We start from the raw sequence: 16,892 nt of genomic DNA, 5'->3' as shown, positions 1-16,892 counted from the left end.
CTTGCGAAGCCGCATCCGGGTGGCGTGCACGCCGAGCGAGGCGTACGACCTCATCAGCGATGTCGGCGCGATGGCGTCATGGAGTTCCGAATTGGTCTGCGCGCGTTACGATGACGGTCACGGCCCCTCGTGGTGGTCGACGACAGATCCATCGGACAGTGGACCTATCGCTTCCAATCGGATCACGATGGAACGTGGATCGAAGAGGCGTGGCAGGTCAACAACTGGATACCGATTCTCGGACGCGCACGCCCGAAGAACTCCTCCAGCTTCGGTCGCATACCGCAGACATGATGGACAACACCCTGCGCGCACTCGCTCGACACGTCGGGGAGACTTGAGCCAAGTTCGCCGAATCTGATCGTCGCGGTAAACCTTTGGCAGTGCTAGGGCTCCGAAGGTGCCTTGGCTTTCGAGTTCCCCGCTTCGCCCGTCGCGTCGACGAGAAGCCCGCCGAGGTACTTGCGGACTTCGTCGACGATCTGAGCAGGTTTCGCCCGGTCGCCGGGGCGGTACCAGCGGGCAATCGAAGTAAGCGTGGTATTGAGCAAATTCACTGCGATCGGGAGGTCGATGTCGGCGCGGACGACTCCCTCGTCCACACCCTGCTCGAGCAGCCGCGTCGTGGCGTGGTTCACGCTGCGCGCCCAGGACTGGTAGCGGCGCAGCGCGTGCGGTGAGAGTTGATGCTGGTCCGAGGTGAGCACGGCGTAGTAGGGCTGATACTGGATGGCCGCGGTGACGTGCAGCTCGAGGTAGGCGGTCAGCTTGTCCGCCGCCGGGCGCTCGCTGGCAACAATCCTGTTGATGCCGTCCCTGAGCGGATAGACGGCTTGTTCGACGATCGTTTCTAGCAGTTCCTGCTTGGACTTGACGTACTGGTAGACCGTCGGCTTACTGATTCCGGCCTCGGCGGCGATGTCGGCCAGCGTGGCGTCGGTGTAACCCTGCCGTTCGAAGACCCGGGCGGCCGCGTCGACCAGCTCCTGCACGTCCAATGCACGCCGACGCCCCATGCTCACCTCCTGCCGTCATGCGATAACTGAACTCGGCGGTACTTCATCAGATTAGTGCAAGGCCTTGACATTGCGGTAGTCCAAGGATATTTCTTGACTGACTGGTAAAGCTATTGAAGGAGCCACCTATGCGGGAAGTAGACGTCGTTGGCGTGGGCATCACGCCGTTCGGCAAGCACCGCGGAACATCCCTGCGATCGCTCGCTGCAGCAGCGATGACCGCCGCAATCGCCGACGCAGATCTAGCGGCCACCGACATCGATTTGCTCGTGTCGGGTAACGCGATGGCGGGTGTGCTCGAGGGGCAGGAGATGATCCGCGGCCAGATTGCTGCCACGGCAGCCGGTCTCACCGCCATTCCCGTGCTCAACGTCGAGAACGCCTGCACCTCCTCCTCGAGCGCGGTCCACGTGGCACTGGCCGCGATCGGGTCGGGCATGTACGACACCGTGCTGGTGTGTGGTGCCGAGAGGATGTCGGCTCAGCCGACCCCTACCGTGCTGGCGGCGATGACGAGCGGCGCGGACATTGAACGCCTGCCGGAGATAACCCGTGAGTTGAGTGGTGTCGAGCAGGTCGAGTCGTTCTTCATGACCGTGTACGCCGAGATGACGTCGGCCTACCAGGCTCGCTCCGGGGCGACGGCCGACGATTTCGCCGACGTGGCCGTGAAGAACTCCGCGCATGGCGCGCTGAACCCCAATGCGCAGTACCAACGTCGACTGAGCAGGGCAGAAGTACTGGGCAGCAGGAGGATTGCCGGGCCGCTGACCGCGTTGATGTGCTCGCCAATCGCCGACGGAGCCGCCGCGCTCGTGCTGCGGGCGGCCGATCTGCGGAATGCCGATCGGGCACCAGTACGTGTGCGCGCGTCGATTCTCGGTTCCGGCGTGCCTGGGGACGGGGCCCCGTCGACGCCGCTGGAACGCCGCACGGCTGAGGCGGCGTATGCGATGGCTGGTATCGGCCCCGAGGACGTCGACGTCGTGGAGGTGCACGACGCGGCATCGCCGACCGAGCTGATCATGTATGAGCAGCTCGGCCTGTGCGGCGTGGGTGACGGTCCGAAACTGCTGGCCTCCGGGGCCACCGCGCTCGGCGGCCGGGTGCCGGTGAACCCTGACGGCGGGCTGGTCTCGCGCGGACATCCGGTCGGGGCGACTGGCTGTGCGCAATTGGTCGAGTTGGTCACGCAGCTACGCGGCCGTGCGGCCGGGCGTCAAGTGCCCGGTGCGCGGTTTGCGTTGGCAGAGAACGCCGGAGGCTACCTACACCCTGACCCGGCCGTGTGCACGGTGACGATCCTGGCTGGGGAGGCCGCGTGACCGCCGAGGTGCTCACCGAACGGCGGGGCGCCGCACTGTGGCTGCGGCTCAACCGGCCGGAGGCGCTCAACAGCATCACCGACGGCCTGCTCGACGCCTTGGCTCGGGGGCTTGACGCCGCGCAGAGCCGCGACGATGTCCGCGTGGTCGTCCTCGCGGGCGCCGGGCGAGCGTTCTGCGCCGGCGCCGATCTGACGACTCTCGTTGAACCCGTTGTCATCGAGGCCTTTCTACGGCGCGTCGGGGCGGTGTTCGACCGGATCGAGAGCTTCCCCAAGCCGGTCGTCGCGGCTGTGCACGGCATCGCCGCCGGCGGGGGCCTCGAACTCGTGCTGTGCGCGGATCTCGTGGTCGCCGCACGGTCTGCGCGATTCGCCGACGCCCACGCCAACTACGGGCTGCTTCCGGGTGCCGGGGGTTCGGTACGGCTGCCGCGCCGCATTGGGCCGGCGCGGGCCAAGCATCTGATGTTCACCGGTGTCGCGGTGCCCGCCACGCAATTGGCCGACACGGACCTGGTCACCATCCTCACCGACGATGACCGGCTCACCGACGACACCGACGCGCTGGTCGGCCAACTCGCCGCGAAAAGCCCGTTGGGGCTGGCCGCCATGAAAGAGCTCGTCGCCGAAGGCCTCGAACTGCCCACCGCCGATGCCCTCCGCCGCGAGCGGGAACGGCTCGCCGCGCACACCCGCTCGCACGACTTTGCCGAAGGACTCCGGGCGTTCGCCGAGAAACGGACGCCCGTGTTCTCCGCCCACCCGCACCAAACGAGGAGTAACCCGCGATGACCGACCTACTTCGACTCGACGGCAGGACCGTACTGGTCACCGGGGCCGGACAGGGCGTCGGCCGCCAGGTGGCGCTTGACTGCGCCGGGCAGGGCGCGGCCGTGGCCGTCAACGACTACCACCGCGAGCGGGCCGAATCCGTCGCCGAGGAGATCGCGGCAGCAGGCGGGCGGGCCACTGCCCTGAGCGGCGACGTCACCGACTTCGACGAGGTGACAAGTCTGGTCGACCTTGCCGAAGAACGATTGGGACCGGTCGACATCCTGGTCAACAACGCCGGTAACGCAGGCCCGGCACTCGATCCCATGCGTCCGGGTCCGCCGTTCTGGCAGACCAGCCCCAAGGAGTGGGAGCCGTGGCTGGGCACCAATCTCTACGGCGTGCTGAACTGCACGCGAGCCACGGTGCCCGGCATGGTCAGCCGGGGCTATGGGCGCGTCGTCACGGTCATCAGCGATGCCGGGCGCGTAGGCGAACCCCATCTCGTGGTCTACAGCGGAGCCAAGGCGGGCGCCGCCGGGTTCACCCGCGGGCTGGCGAAGGCCGTTGGCCGCCACGGCATCACGGCGAACTGCGTCTCACTGGGCCCAATCCGAACCCCCGGTGTGGCGTCGGCGACCGAGGACCCGGCGCAGGTGACCGCGATGCTGCGCAACTATGTGGTGCGGCGATTGGGTGAGCCGGCCGATGCCTCGAACCTGATCCTGTTCCTGGCTTCCGACCAGGCGTCGTGGATCACCGGGCAGACCTATCCGGTCAACGGCGGTTACTCGTTCGCTGTCTGAGAGAGGAGCTTCCATGAAAGTCGATCTGTACCTCTACCGACCCCGCCTCGACGAGATCGTGGCCCGGGCGCGGCAGGCCGACGACGTCTTCGACGGGCTGTTCGTCGCCGAGTCGGTCGGCGACCCGTTCCAGGCGCTCGCCGTCGCCGCCCCGCACATGAGCCACGGCGTCCTGGGAACCTCTGTCGCGCTGGCATTCCCGCGCAGCCCGATGCTGACCGCCGTGTCGGCCTGGGACCTCCAGCGAGCCAGCGGCGGCCGCTTCGTCCTAGGCCTGGGCTCGCAGGTGCGTAAACACATAGAACGGCGATTCTCCAGCGCCTTCAGCCCACCGATGCCGAGGCTGCGCGAGTACGTGCGGGCGGTGCGGCACGTCTGGGCCGCGTTCGCCGGTGAAGGGCCGCTCGACTTCCGCGGCGACTACTACACGCTCGACTACCTGCCGCCCGCCATGAACCCCGGGCCGCTACCGAACCCGGCGCCGCAGGTCTACCTCGCCGCCCTTGGCCCCGCGATGTTCGACGCCGCAGCAGAGGTCGCCGACGGCGTGTTGGTGCACCCCATCCACACCAACGACTACCTGCGGGAGGTCGCCGAGCCGGCGATCGCCCGTGGGTTGGCCAGATCGGGGCGCGAACGCAGCGCATTGACCCTGTCGGTAACCGCGCTTTGCATCGTCGGCGATGACACCGCAGACGCGCAACGCGAGGCCGTGCGTCGGCAATTCGCGTTCTACGCCTCCACGCCTGCCTACCGCCCAGTCCTCGAGCTGCACGGCTGGGGCGCACTGGGAGACCGACTGCGCGCCAAAGTCCGGCTCGGCGAGCACGACACGATCGCGGAACTAGTGCCCGATGACATCCTGGAGGCGTTCTGCGTGATCGCGCCGACCTGGTCCAGCGCGATCGCGAGGGCGCGTGAGAAGTACGCCGGGGTGGCCGACCGGGTCATGTTCCAAAGCGCCCCTCCGCTGACGGGGGCGCTCGCACCGGCTCATCGAGGAGAACACCGTGGTTAACCCGTCTGACCCAGAACTCACCTTCGACGATCTGTTGATCGAAGCGTTGGGACGATTCCCCGAGCGGGACGCGTTCGTCCTCGACGGGCGACGCATCACCTACGCGCAGGCGGCGTCGCTGATCAGCCGGATCGCGCAGGTCCTCGCCGCACGCGGCGTCGGCCACGGCAGTGCTGTTGGCGCGCTGAGCCCCAACATCCCCGAGGCTTGGCTCGCGCAGGCCGCCACTTACCTGCTCGGCGGCACCTATACGGGCCTGCACCCGCTCGGCTCGGTTGACGACCATGCCACCGCATGTGCGGACGCGGGAATTCACGTGCTCCTGATTCACCCCACCTTCGCCGACACCGGCTCGGCAATCGCGCAGCGTTGCCCCGGCGTCGAACACCTGCTGACCTTCGGCCCCTCGGACCTTGCCCCCGACCTGCTGGCACTGTGCGCAAAGCTGACCGCCCGGCCGTTGCGGCGCGGCCCCGCCCAGGAATCCGATACCGCCTGGCTGCAGTACACGGGCGGCACCACCGGACGCCCCAAGGGAGTTCTGGTGCCGCACCGCGCCCTTGTCGCGATGTCGCGAATCCTGGCACTGTCCTGGGGCCTGCCGGAACGCCCCCGATTCCTGCTCTCGGCGCCGATCACCCATGCCGGGTCGCTGCCGATACTGCCGACTCTCTGCCGTGGCGGCACCGTGGTGCTGCAGAGCTCGTTCGACCCCGAGGCCTGGTTGACCAGCATTGCCGCGCAACGGATCAACTACGCCTTCGCCGTGCCGACCATGATCTACGGCCTGCTCGATCACGGTGGCATCGACCGCTACGACACCTCCTCGCTGCAGACGCTGCTCTACGGCGCCGCCCCGATGACACCTGCGCGCATCTCCGAGGCCTGGCACGCGTTGGGACCGGTGCTGCAGCAGGGCTACGGGCAGACCGAGTGTCTGGGGATGTGCACCACGCTGCGCAAGGACGAGCACGATCCCGTCCGCAGACCCGAGACACTCGCCACCTGCGGGCGGGCTGCGACCGAAACCCGGGTGGCGATCCTCGACGACGACGGGGCCCCGGTGCCCGATGGTGGGGTCGGCGAGTTGTGCCTGCGTTCACCGGCCGTCATGACCGGGTACCACAACCAGCCCGAACTGACCGAGGCAGCACTGGACGGCGGCTGGCTGCATACCGGCGACCTCGCGTCCCGCGACGAACGCGGCTTCATCTCGATCGTCGACCGCAAGAAGGACATCATCATCACCGGCGGGTTCAACGTCTACCCACGCGAGGTCGAAGACGTGATCGCCACCGTGCCAGGCGTGTCCTCAGCCGCGGTTGTCGGCCTGCCCGACGACAAATGGGGAGAGGCGGTCACGGCCTTCGTGGTTCAACGGCAGGGCCGTGAGGTGGACGTCACGACCCTGCAGGCCGTCGTTCGCGCCAAGAAAGGCGCCCACCAAGTGCCCAAGTCGGTGCACATCGTGCCAGCTCTACCACTGACGACTGCCGGGAAGATAGACAAGAAGGTGCTGCGCGGCTGGAACGGCGGCTCGCAGTAACACGTCAAGGCACCGAGATCACAGAGATCTTCATCGCCATTTCATCCGTGACGCAACCTATTTCGCTCAACGAGCGCTGCAACCTGGGTAGCGTCGAACCTCCTCAATCATGTTGACTCCTCAATCATATTGGTATTGAAGACCTTTGGAGTTCTGCGTTGGGGGGCCAATGCTCCCAATGCCTGGCCGCCGCCCGGCTGACGAAGAAGTTGGCTCCGAGCGGGCGCGATCCGTCGAAGATCGTCGAGGGTCCGATTCGGCGCGCAGCGATGTCAAGTACCTTGACGGTAATCAAGGTGCTTGATATACCTGTGTCAGGCGTGCTCGCGCCGCACCGAATCAACACCCGCTAGGAGAGCCTCCGCCGTGTCAACAAAGACCCGCGTCGACTTTTGGTTCGAGCCGTTGTGCCCGTGGAGTTGGATCACCTCTCGATGGATCCTCGAAGCTCAGAAGACTCGGGAGATCGACGTGTCGTTTCACGTGATGAGCCTGGTGGTGCTCAACGAGGGTGACCTCCCCCACCAGCTCGACGACCCCGAGATGATGCGCAAGGTTTGGGCGCCCGTGCGAGTGGCGATGGCCGCCGAGCAGGCCGTAGGTCGCGACGTACTGGGTCCGCTCTACACCGCAATGGGCCAGCGCATCCATCACGCAGGCAACACCGGGTTCCACGACGTCGTCGCCAGGAACTTCGACGACATCATCGCAGAGTCACTGCACGACGTTGGACTGCCCGCGGAGCTGGCCGACGCCGCCACCTCGACCGACTACGACGACGCGCTCCGCAAGAGCAATGGCGAGGGCATGGACGTTCCCGGCGCCGGCATCGGCACCCCCACGATCCACCTCAACGGAGTCGCATTCTTCGGCCCCGTGTTCACCCGGGTGCCCCGCGCAGAACAGGCCGCTCGACTGTGGGACGCCGCCGTGACCGTGGCGTCCTGCCCCGACTTCTGGGAGCTGAAGCGAGCCCGCACCGAGCACACCGAACCCGAATTCGATTGATCATCAACACTTCTCGAGAGATGGATCTCTGATGCCCGACACCCCCCGCGTTGACTTCTGGTTCGACCCGTTCTGCCCGTGGGCCTGGATCACCTCCCGCTGGATCGTCGAAGCCAAGCAGACCCGTGACATCGACGTCTCGTTTCACCTCATGAGCGTGGCCGTTTTGAACGAGGGAGACCTACCCACACAACTCGACGATCCGCAGATGCTGACCAAGGTGTGGACGCCGGTACGTGTGGCCATGGCGGTCGAACGCGTCGCCGGGCCTACGGGCCTCAGCGCCTTCTACACTGCGGTCGGCACACGGATACACCACTCAGGCAACAAGGAATTCGGCGACCTGCTCAAGCACGACTTCGACGAGATCGTCACGGATGCACTACGCGACGTGGACCTACCCCTAGAACTAGCCCAAGCCGCCGGGTCGACGGAGTACGACGACGATCTTCGCGCCAGCACCGCAGACGGGGTGAACGCCGAGGGGGCCATCGCAGGCACCCCGACTCTGCACATCAACGGCGTCGCGGTTTTTGGGCCGGTCCTATCGCGCATCCCCCGCGGTGAGCAAGCCGGCGCGCTCTGGGACGCCGTGCTCACCTTCGCCTCGCATCCTCTTTTCTGGGAGATCAAGCGTGCGCAACCCGATGACCTGAGGCCCCAGGTGGCATGACCTCGGGTCCGGAAATCTCGACCGACGCCCGTAGGGCAGATGCGCCCCAGCTCACGGGCGACCTGAACCCGTCAGAGCTGGCCAACGCCGCGGTAATGGCCGCAGTGTCCAGCGCGATCGCCGTCATCGCCGTCACGTTGCCGTTCGCGTTTCCGTTGGCGCTGCTGGCCACCGTACCCATGGCGCTGCTCGCCTACCGTCACCGACTCCGCGTGGTGGTCGCTGCCACTGTCGCGGGCACCATCATCGCGTTCCTGGTCATCAACCTGGGCGGGCTGCTGATCGTCGTGGGTAGCGCGTACACGGGCGGACTGGTTGGGGTGGTCAAACGCCGCGGCAAAGGCGCGTCAACCGCCGTCCTCACCGCGCTGGTCGCAGGCACGGCATTCGGACTGCTGGGCGTAGCCGCGCTGACGGCACTGTCGCGGTTGCGCATCCTCGTTTTCGAGACTCTCAAAGGCGCCGTCGACGGCGTGACGGCTGCCGTGGCCACCGTGCCAGGACTTGCACCCACCGCCGAGGGAGTGCGCGGCCTTGGCGAGACGCTGACACGTTCTTGGCCACTGACGGTCGTTGCCATGTCGATGGCGACGATCACGGTGGTCGTCATGGTGGGCTGGTGGGGCCTGTCGCGTGTACTGCTACGCCTCGGCGGTGTTCCCGACGTCCACAAACTGGAGATCGCGGCCGATGGTCGCCCCGTGGACCCGGTGCCCGTCACGTTTAGCGAAGTGTGCCTTCGCTATCCCGGTACCGACCACGACGCCGTCGGACCGCTCACCCTGACCGTCGAGCGCGGCGAGCACCTCGCCATCACCGGCGCCAACGGGTCCGGCAAGACGACGATGCTGCTGCTGTTGTCCGGCCGCCCGCCCACGTCGGGCACGGTGCATCGGTTCGGTTCGGTGGGTCTAGGCCAGTTCGGCGGCACCGCGGTCGTCATGCAGCATCCGGAGAGCCAGGTCCTGGGCACCCGGGTCGTCGACGACGTCGTTTGGGGACTACCAGCGGGAGTCACCGTGGACGTGGATGGATTGCTCACGGAAGTGGGCCTCAACGGTTTCGGCGAACGCGACACCGGCGGGCTGTCGGGCGGTCAGCTGCAACGTCTGGCGATTGCGGCGGCACTGGCGCGCGAACCGCGACTGCTGATAGCCGACGAGATCACCAGCATGGTCGACCAGCCCGGACGTGAAACGCTGCTGTCGACGATGACAGGCCTGAGGCAGCGCCATGACACGACGTTGGTCACCATTACCCACTACGACGACGAAGCCGCGTCAGCTGACCGGACCTTCCACTTGACCGGCCACGTCAACGCGGCCGAGATGGTGCGCAGCGTTGCGGCTCCGCCGGTGACCGTTGCCCACCAGGTGGGCAACACATTGCTCGAGATGACCGCGGTCGGTCATCGGTACAACCCCGACACACCATGGGAGTCTTCCGCACTACGCGACGTCGACCTCGCCGTCGGCGAAGGCGAAGGCGTGTTGATCCATGGACTCAATGGATCTGGGAAGTCGACTCTGGCGTGGATCATGGCCGGACTGCTGACACCGACCTCGGGCACCTGCCTACTGGACGGCAAACCGATGGCGGACCAAGTTGGTCAAGTGGCGCTGTCGTTTCAGGCCGCCCGCCTGCAATTGATGCGTAGCCACGTTGGCCTCGACGTCGCTTCGGCAGCGGGGTTCGACCCGGGCAATCGCGACCGCATCGACCAGGCGCTGGACGCGGTGGGCCTCGACCCCGCACTTGGCAGCCGCCGCATCGACCAACTCAGCGGTGGCCAGATGCGCCGTGTGGTGCTCGCAGGATTGCTGGCGCGTGGTCCGCGGGCGATCGTCCTCGACGAACCGCTGGCCGGGCTCGACACCGCCAGTCGGCGTGACCTGCTCACCCTGCTGTCCGGGATGCGCAACGACACGGGGCTGACCGTCATCGTCATCTCCCATGACTTCTCGGGACTCGAATCGTTGTGCCCGCGGGCGATACACCTGCGCGACGGTGCTTTGACCATCGTGCCAACAACGCACGGGGGCACGCCGTGACTGCACCTCGCCGACATCCCAACGATGGCAGAAAACGTGAGCGCAGGCCTGCCGTCCTACTGCGCCCACTACCGGGACGCACCGTCGTGCACGAGTTGTGGGCGGGTACCAAGCTCATCGTCGTGACAGCCGTCGCCGTACTGCTTGCGGTCTATCCGGGATGGATCACCCTTGCTGCTGTCACTGCGCTAGTGCTCGTCACCGCGCGGCTCGCCCGGGTCCCGCGAGGAGCGCTGCCGTCGGCGCCGGCCTGGCTGTGGATCGTGTTTCTCCTCGGCGCGGCCATCGCAGTCATCGCCGGCGGCGCACCGATCGTGGAGCTGGGGCCGTTACGCCTCGGCGGCGGCGCACTGCTGAGCTACCTACAACTCACGCTGATCTCCGCGACCCTGCTGGGCCTGGGCGCATTGGTTTCCTGGACCACGAACATCGCCGAAATCGCCCCCGCCGTAGCCAAACTGGGACGGCCCTTCAAAGCGCTCCGGGTACCGGTCGACGACTGGGCGGTCAGCCTCGCGCTCGCGCTTCGGGCATTCCCCATGCTGATCCTCGAATTTCGTACGTTGCTCGCCGCGCGCAAGCTACGCCCGAGACTCCACCCAGCCACCTGGCGACGTCGATACCGCCAATGGACCGGTGATCTGGTCGACCAGATGGCAGCTGCGATGACCGTCGCACTGCGCCGCGCCGACGAAATGGGCGACGCCATCACCGCCCGAGGGGGCTCGGGCCAAATCTCGGCAATGCCCGCCCGCCCGAGACTCATCGACGCCATAGCCCTGACCGTGGTGCTCGCGCTGTTCGCCGCGGCCGTGTCCGTCGAGATCGCGTCACCCCTGGCCGGCAGCACCTAGGTCGACCGCGTAAGACGTCTGAATGTGTGAACGCCCCATTCGCGCTCGGTTTCTGTGTGTCGTTTCTCCGTGTCGGAGGTCTCATCTCTCGACTTAGCTTGTGACGGCTTACACCAATACCTGGTATGCGCACTGGGCCGACACAGAAGGAAGTCCCGAATGGCACACGACGACCCGTTGGCCCGGCCCGCCGACACCGTGGCGGCATCCCGCGCGACGTCGACCGATCGCGGTGACCCATCCAGCGTGCCGCGCAAACCCGGGCTGTTGATCCGGGGAGTGAATCGTCGGGCCTGGCAGGTGACATTGCTGTCGTTAGGCGGATGGCTGCTGGTCAATATGGACGGCAGTCTATTCAACCTGAATTACACGCTGATTCAGGAGGATCTCGGTCTATCCAACACCGACATCGGCAACCTCTACGCAATCATCTACGCCGTCGGCGCGATCTCGACATTGCTGTCGGGGCCGTTCATGGATCGGTTCGGGCGCAAGCCCGTCTTCCAGTTGTGCATGTTCGCCGCCGCGGCGGGCAGCATCATGACGGCCGGCGCAGGCGGCCTGGCGATCCTGTTGTTGGCACGCGGCATCACTCAGGCCGGCGCCACCACCGAATGGATGGCCGGTCAGGTGATGGTCGCCGAGGAGGCACCGGCATCCAGCCGCGGGCGACTGATCGGATTCGCCCAGATCGGATATCCGTTGGGCTTCTTCGCCGGATCGCTGCTCTCGTGGCTGATCGTTCCGCACTTTGGGTGGCGTCTGTTGTTCGTCGTGGGCGTCGTCCCTGTGTTCTTGATGCTCTGGGCCCGCCGGGGAGTCGCTGAAACCGAGCGCTTCCGTGCCGAGGCACGTGCCGAACAGCAGGACAAATCGTTGCGGCGCAATCGCTTTGCGCAGTTGCTAGCGGCCGATCTACGTCGCCCGGCAATCCTGGCTGCGGTGTGGCACCTGGTGTACGCGTTCGGCGTCGCGGGAATCATCAGCTACCTGCCGTGGGTGTATGAGCACTTCGGTGTCTCGCTGGAGCACACCTACATCTCCTCGGCCATCGCGACCGGGCTCGCCGCGGTCGGGTACTACCTGTGCGCCTACGTCGGTGAACGCATCGGCAGGCGTGAGGCCGCGGCGCTGTGGTTGATCCTCGGGGCAGTCTCGGGCGCGCTGCTTGCGTTCCAAGGGCACACCGTCGTGCTGCTAACGGTGTTCTACTCGATGGTGTACTTCTTCACCATCGGACACATCACCGCGGCGGCGGGTTTCGCCGCCGAAGTCTTCCCAACGCGCGTGCGGGCGACCGGGGCGAACTTGGTCGCCGGAATGGAATGGTTGGGCTTTGTCGGCGCCGCCTTGGCTGGGCCACGCATGTTCGCGGGCATCGGTTACACCTGGACACTGATCATCTGGCTGGTGATCTGCCCCCTCATCGCGGCGACGTGTGCGTTGGGAATGCGCCGAGTCGCGCCGGGAACAGCACTCGAGGAGATCGCTCGGTGAACCACATCCGTAGCGCTGCAAGTGACCTCACGTCACCACAGGAAGGATTGAGATGAGCGACACCGATATCGTGCTCGACGATCTCCACTTCGCCGAGTCGCCGAACACCGGGCCCGACGGCCAGCTGTACGTCTCGGACTTCTACGCCCATCAGCTGCTGCGGGTGGACCCGAAGACATTCGCGGTCGCCGTCGCCGCGGCGGTACCTGGCCAGCCCTCAGGAATGGGCTGGCTCCCCGACGGAACCATGCTCGTGGTGTCGATGCGCGACAGAAAGCTGCTCGCCGTCCACGACGACGGTACGACCAGTCGTTACGCGGACCTCACCGAGGTTGCTCGCGGTGCCGCCAACGACATGCTGGTCGATCGGGATGGGCGCGCCTGGGTCGGCTCGTTCGGTTTCGACTTCTACGCTGAACTGGACGCAGACCCGGCCGCCGACCCACTCTTCGGACCTGGCGCAAGCCCACCGACGGCCGACCTGGCCCGCGTCGACCCCGATGGCAGCGTTCATCGCGCTGCGACAGGTCTGCGGTTCCCGAACGGCACCGTGCAGCTCGCCGACGGCACCCTCGTGATCGCCGAGACTGTGGGGGCGTGCCTGACCGGATACACCATCGGTGAGCTTGGCGCGCTTGAGAACCGGCGAATCATCGCAGATCTCAGGACCGCCGGAGTCGACGGCGGCACGCTGCTGCCCGATGGCATCTGCGTCGACGTCGACGACGGCATCTGGGTCTCGGACCCGCTGGGCTGCCGGGCAGTACGCCTCGACGCCGCGTCGGGCCTGGCCACCGACGTCGTGCAGACTTCTCAGCCCTGCTTTGCCGTCGGGTTCAGCGGGGACTCCGCCACCACGCTGGTGTGTTGCACGGCGGAGAGCTCCAATCCCAACGTCGCCGCCAGCCGCCGCACCGGCAAGCTCGAGGTCATCGACGTCGCCGTACGTGGTCAGTGACCATCGAAGGGCCTCCGCCCCTGGCGCGATCAGGCACTCTGAACGGCATGGCACAGGAGTCGGCCGCCTCGGCCTTGGCGCGTTTGATCGACGCCTCACTCGGCAGCGAGGAGGTGGAATATCTCAACGCGGAGTGGGACTCGGCCTTGCACGGCAGCGCCGAAGCGCGCTCCACCGCCGTCGCTGCGTTGACCAGGTTGCGGGGTGAACTTGCCCGGTTACGGCGCCGCGAGCACGAACTGGCAGCCCTGTTCTCCAGTGCCCGCGAACTCGCCGAGGTTCGTGACTTGGACACGTTGTTGGGCAGGCTGGTCGCCCGCGCCCACGAGATGATGGGCACCGACGTCACCTACCTATCCCAATTCGACCCGCAGACAAGGGAATTGCATGTTCGCAAGACCGCTGGTGCGGTCACCCCACAGTTCCAGCACCTGCGGGTACCTCCGGGAATGGGCATGGCGTCAGGAATCGCGCAGTCGCGGTCGGCGCATTGGGCACTGCGTTACAGCGAGTACGCCGACGATCCCCATGAAGCTGCGATCGACCAGGCCGTTGAGGCGGAGGACATCGTGTCGATCCTTGGCGTGCCGATGCTCGCCGATGGAACGGTTCTTGGTGTCTTGTTCGCCGCCACGCGCACCGAGCACGCCTTCACCGCTGAGGAGATCGCGCTGCTGTCGGCGTTGGCCGATCACGCGTCGGTAGTCGTGCAGACCGCCAACATGGTCGACCAGCTCCGCAGATCCGAGGAGGAATCACGCCTTGCCCTGCAGCGGCTCTCGGCCCATCTCCAGGAGCGTGACCGCTCCAATGTGGTGCACCAAGAGCTGGTGCAGGCCGTACTGGTCGGAGGTGGGTTTCAGAAGTTGGCTGCGACGGTGTCGCACACGTTGGGCAGAAGCGTGACCATCGTCGATGCCGACGCCCGTGCCATTGCCGCTTCCGCGACCCCCGATTCGTCGGGAGCGTCGGTCCGCCTGCTCGGAGGGGTCGAAGACGCCATCGCCACCAGCAGGGCCACCGGTCACTGCTGCTTCGTGGCTCCCCCGGACGGAACGATCCAGATCGTCGCGGCCATCACCGCGGGCGAGCTCTACTTCGGCGCGCTTCTCTTGGGCCACGGATCGATCGAACTCGGACCGGTCGAGGAACGCACCATCGAACGCGCTGCGCAGGTGAGCGCGTTGCTCGTCCTACAGCAGAACGCCGCCGACGACGCCGATCGCCGGATGCGCGGGGAACTGGTCGCCGACGTCCTCGCCGCTGCCCCCGAACGACGACGCGACCTGGACCGGCGGGTGCGCGGACAGGGCCTGTCGCTTGCCGAACTGAACACCGTCATTACGACATTCGTTGCTGCCGACCACCGCGGCGCCGCGGCCAGACACCTGGCGGCGCACCTTCGTGGGCGGGGGCTGGTGGCCGAACACGCCGGCGCCGTGGTGGCGATCCTGCGTTCGGATTCGCCCCTGAACACCGCATCCGAGTTACACAGGAGACTGCAGGAGCACCTGCATCAGCCGGTGTTGACCGTCGCGCCGCCCGGGGCCGTCACGCCCGATGACCTTACCGACTCATTCGAAATCGCCTTGCGCACAGCGCGTTTACTCAACGCACTGGGTGTCGACGACGTCGCGGTGAGTACCGACGCATATCAGCCGTACACCATCCTGTTCGCTCACGACCCGCAATCACTGCATCGCTACATCGACGCCACCATCGGCGTCGTCCTGGCGTACGACACGGCTCACGACACCGACCTCGTCGCTACGCTGCGCGCGTTCATACGCAACGAGGCGAGCCCGACCAAGACCGCACGAGCCTTGAACTACCACCCCAACACGATCCTGCAGCGACTCGACCGCATCAAGGCGCTACTCGGGTCCGATTGGCGTACCGACGAACAACTCTTCCGCATCTCGACCGCAGTGCGTCTCGATGAGATGCGCGCAAAGAACGTCAGGGACCTTCGCTTCTAGAGGGTGAATCACACACGTACCGACCGCTTTTGCGTGTCCTTGCCACATGGTGGTCGGCCACATTTCACTCGTAGCGTGATGGGCGACACCCAAACATTCGTGGAGGACTCCCGTGATCGTCAACAGTCGTATCCCAGGTCTCAAGGATCGCAGCGTCACCGAGCGACGATCGGCGGTCGCCGAGCGAACCGGGGTCGATCCTGGTGATCTGACAGTGCTCGATCCCGGCGCCGGGCTGTCCGTCGAGGCTGCGGATCACATGGTGGAGAACGTGCTCGGCGTGATCGGAATCCCGGTGGGCGTCGCCACGAACTTCACCGTCGACGGTCGCGACTACCTGGTGCCGATGGCCACCGAAGAACCGTCGGTGGTTGCCGCCGCGAGCAACGCCGCCCGGATGGCGCGCGACCACGGAGGTTTCCACACCTCCCACACCGGGCCGGTGATGCAGGCCCAAATTCAGCTGCTTGACGTCGCTGATCCCGAAGCCGCGCGGCTGCGAATCCTCGAAGCCCGCGACGAGATCATCGAGGCGGCGAACGCCGTCGACCCGATGCTGGTCGAGTTCGGTGGCGGTGTCCGCGATGTCACCGTTCGACTGATCCCGACCCGGACCGGCATCCATGTGGTTGCGCATCTGGTCGTCGACGTCCGCGACGCGATGGGCGCCAACGCGGTCAACACGATGGCCGAGGCCTTGGCGCCTCGGCTCGCCGAAATTGCCGGTGGTCGTTCGCTTCTGCGCATCCTCACCAACAAGGCGGATCAGCGCGTGGTCCGGGTCCGCGCGGTGTTCGACAAGGACTTGCTCGGCGGCGACGAGGTGGTCGACAACATCGTGCACGCCTCTGCGTTGGCCGAGGCCGATCCGTACCGCGCCGCCACCCACAACAAGGGCATCATGAACGGCATCACGGCCGTGGTGCTGGCGACCGGCAATGACACCCGCGCGGTCGAAGCCGGGTGCCACTCGCATGCCGTCGGCCCCGATGGCCGCTACACCGCGCTGTCGCATTTCGAACCGACACGCCACGGCGACCTGTCCGGCACGCTGGAGGTACCGATCCCCGTCGGGCTCGTCGGAGGCGCCACCAAGGTGCACCCTGCGGCCAAAGCGGCAGTGAAGATCCTTGGAGTGTCGACGGCCACCGAACTGGCCTCGGTCATCGCCGCAGTGGGTCTGGCCCAGAACCTGGGCGCATGCCGGGCCCTGGCGGCCGAGGGAATCCAGCGCGGACACATGGGTCTACATGCCCGCAACGTCGCTGCGACGGCAGGCGCAAACCCCACCGAGCTCGACCACGTCGTGAAACGCCTGGTCGACGAGAACAACATCCGCGTTGAGTACGCCGAGCGGGTGCTGGCGGAACTGCGCAGCGGAAACTGAC

14 protein-coding genes are annotated in these 16,892 nt (G+C 66.4%); 13 read left to right on the top strand and 1 reads right to left on the bottom strand.

The window, feature by feature from the left end; genetic code table 11:
- Positions 1 to 386: 386 nt before the first annotated feature.
- Entirely contained in the window at positions 387 to 1,016 is a 630-nt protein-coding gene (locus tag ABW137_RS07230; RefSeq protein WP_526398358.1) for a TetR/AcrR family transcriptional regulator, read from the bottom strand.
- Between the two features lie 128 nt (positions 1,017 to 1,144).
- Here ABW137_RS07230 and ABW137_RS07225 point away from each other — a divergent pair, with 128 nt between their 5' ends.
- The 13 genes from ABW137_RS07225 (at position 1,145) to ABW137_RS07165 (ending at position 16,891) form a co-directional block, all read left to right on the top strand.
- Positions 1,145 to 2,341 (top strand): thiolase family protein, encoded by a 1,197-nt coding sequence (locus tag ABW137_RS07225; RefSeq protein WP_526398356.1) that lies wholly within the window; start codon positions 1,145 to 1,147, stop codon positions 2,339 to 2,341.
- Entirely contained in the window at positions 2,338 to 3,135 is a 798-nt protein-coding gene (locus tag ABW137_RS07220) for an enoyl-CoA hydratase/isomerase family protein (RefSeq protein ID WP_526398354.1), read from the top strand. Before ABW137_RS07225 ends, ABW137_RS07220 begins: the two co-directional genes overlap by 4 nt.
- Positions 3,132 to 3,920, top strand: coding sequence for an SDR family NAD(P)-dependent oxidoreductase (locus ABW137_RS07215; protein ID WP_526398352.1), 789 nt, complete (start codon positions 3,132 to 3,134; stop codon positions 3,918 to 3,920). Before ABW137_RS07220 ends, ABW137_RS07215 begins: the two co-directional genes overlap by 4 nt.
- 13 nt (positions 3,921 to 3,933) lie before the next feature.
- Positions 3,934 to 4,938, top strand: coding sequence for a TIGR03617 family F420-dependent LLM class oxidoreductase (locus ABW137_RS07210; protein WP_526398350.1), 1,005 nt, complete (start codon positions 3,934 to 3,936; stop codon positions 4,936 to 4,938).
- Positions 4,931 to 6,484 (top strand): AMP-binding protein, encoded by a 1,554-nt coding sequence (locus ABW137_RS07205; protein ID WP_526398348.1) that lies wholly within the window; start codon positions 4,931 to 4,933, stop codon positions 6,482 to 6,484. Before ABW137_RS07210 ends, ABW137_RS07205 begins: the two co-directional genes overlap by 8 nt.
- A 366-nt stretch (positions 6,485 to 6,850) precedes the next feature.
- The gene (locus ABW137_RS07200; protein WP_526398346.1) at positions 6,851 to 7,492 is read left to right on the top strand and encodes a mycothiol-dependent nitroreductase Rv2466c family protein; all 642 of its coding nucleotides are present in this window, start codon (positions 6,851 to 6,853) and stop codon (positions 7,490 to 7,492) included.
- A 31-nt stretch (positions 7,493 to 7,523) separates the two neighbouring features.
- Positions 7,524 to 8,165 carry a mycothiol-dependent nitroreductase Rv2466c family protein gene (locus ABW137_RS07195; RefSeq protein ID WP_526398344.1) on the top strand — a complete coding sequence of 214 codons (642 nt, stop codon included), beginning with the start codon at positions 7,524 to 7,526 and terminating at the stop codon, positions 8,163 to 8,165.
- Positions 8,162 to 10,216, top strand: a complete 2,055-nt coding sequence (locus tag ABW137_RS07190) for a DUF2232 domain-containing protein (RefSeq protein WP_526398342.1) — start codon at positions 8,162 to 8,164, stop codon at positions 10,214 to 10,216. Before ABW137_RS07195 ends, ABW137_RS07190 begins: the two co-directional genes overlap by 4 nt.
- Positions 10,213 to 11,070 (top strand): energy-coupling factor transporter transmembrane component T family protein, encoded by an 858-nt coding sequence (locus ABW137_RS07185; protein WP_526398340.1) that lies wholly within the window; start codon positions 10,213 to 10,215, stop codon positions 11,068 to 11,070. The genes ABW137_RS07190 and ABW137_RS07185 overlap by 4 nt, the downstream gene beginning before the upstream one ends.
- 159 nt (positions 11,071 to 11,229) lie before the next feature.
- On the top strand, positions 11,230 to 12,567 hold the full coding sequence (locus ABW137_RS07180) for an MFS transporter (protein ID WP_526398338.1): 1,338 nt from the start codon (positions 11,230 to 11,232) through the stop codon (positions 12,565 to 12,567).
- Positions 12,568 to 12,619: 52 nt separating this feature from the next.
- A complete protein-coding gene (locus ABW137_RS07175; protein ID WP_526398336.1) occupies positions 12,620 to 13,525 on the top strand; it encodes an SMP-30/gluconolactonase/LRE family protein in 906 nt (301 codons plus the stop codon).
- Positions 13,526 to 13,572: 47 nt separating this feature from the next.
- Positions 13,573 to 15,504, top strand: a complete 1,932-nt coding sequence (locus tag ABW137_RS07170; RefSeq protein WP_526398334.1) for a helix-turn-helix domain-containing protein — start codon at positions 13,573 to 13,575, stop codon at positions 15,502 to 15,504.
- Between the two features lie 112 nt (positions 15,505 to 15,616).
- On the top strand, positions 15,617 to 16,891 hold the full coding sequence (locus ABW137_RS07165) for a hydroxymethylglutaryl-CoA reductase (protein ID WP_526398332.1): 1,275 nt from the start codon (positions 15,617 to 15,619) through the stop codon (positions 16,889 to 16,891).
- Position 16,892: the final 1 nt, after the last annotated feature.

This window comes from Mycobacterium sp. (assembly GCF_040509115.1).
In the GTDB taxonomy this organism is placed as follows: domain Bacteria; phylum Actinomycetota; class Actinomycetes; order Mycobacteriales; family Mycobacteriaceae; genus Mycobacterium.
The sequence above is the reverse complement of the archived record's forward strand: the minus strand, read 5'-3'. Positions and strand labels throughout refer to the sequence as shown.

Coding starts and splice junctions, on each gene's coding strand:
- ABW137_RS07230 (WP_526398358.1), bottom strand. CDS start 1,016: ATGGGGCGTCGGCGTGCATTGGACGTGCAGGAGCTGGTCGACGCGGCC.
- ABW137_RS07225 (WP_526398356.1), top strand. CDS start 1,145: ATGCGGGAAGTAGACGTCGTTGGCGTGGGCATCACGCCGTTCGGCAAG.
- ABW137_RS07215 (WP_526398352.1), top strand. CDS start 3,132: ATGACCGACCTACTTCGACTCGACGGCAGGACCGTACTGGTCACCGGG.
- ABW137_RS07210 (WP_526398350.1), top strand. CDS start 3,934: ATGAAAGTCGATCTGTACCTCTACCGACCCCGCCTCGACGAGATCGTG.
- ABW137_RS07195 (WP_526398344.1), top strand. CDS start 7,524: ATGCCCGACACCCCCCGCGTTGACTTCTGGTTCGACCCGTTCTGCCCG.
- ABW137_RS07190 (WP_526398342.1), top strand. CDS start 8,162: ATGACCTCGGGTCCGGAAATCTCGACCGACGCCCGTAGGGCAGATGCG.
- ABW137_RS07180 (WP_526398338.1), top strand. CDS start 11,230: ATGGCACACGACGACCCGTTGGCCCGGCCCGCCGACACCGTGGCGGCA.
- ABW137_RS07175 (WP_526398336.1), top strand. CDS start 12,620: ATGAGCGACACCGATATCGTGCTCGACGATCTCCACTTCGCCGAGTCG.
- ABW137_RS07170 (WP_526398334.1), top strand. CDS start 13,573: ATGGCACAGGAGTCGGCCGCCTCGGCCTTGGCGCGTTTGATCGACGCC.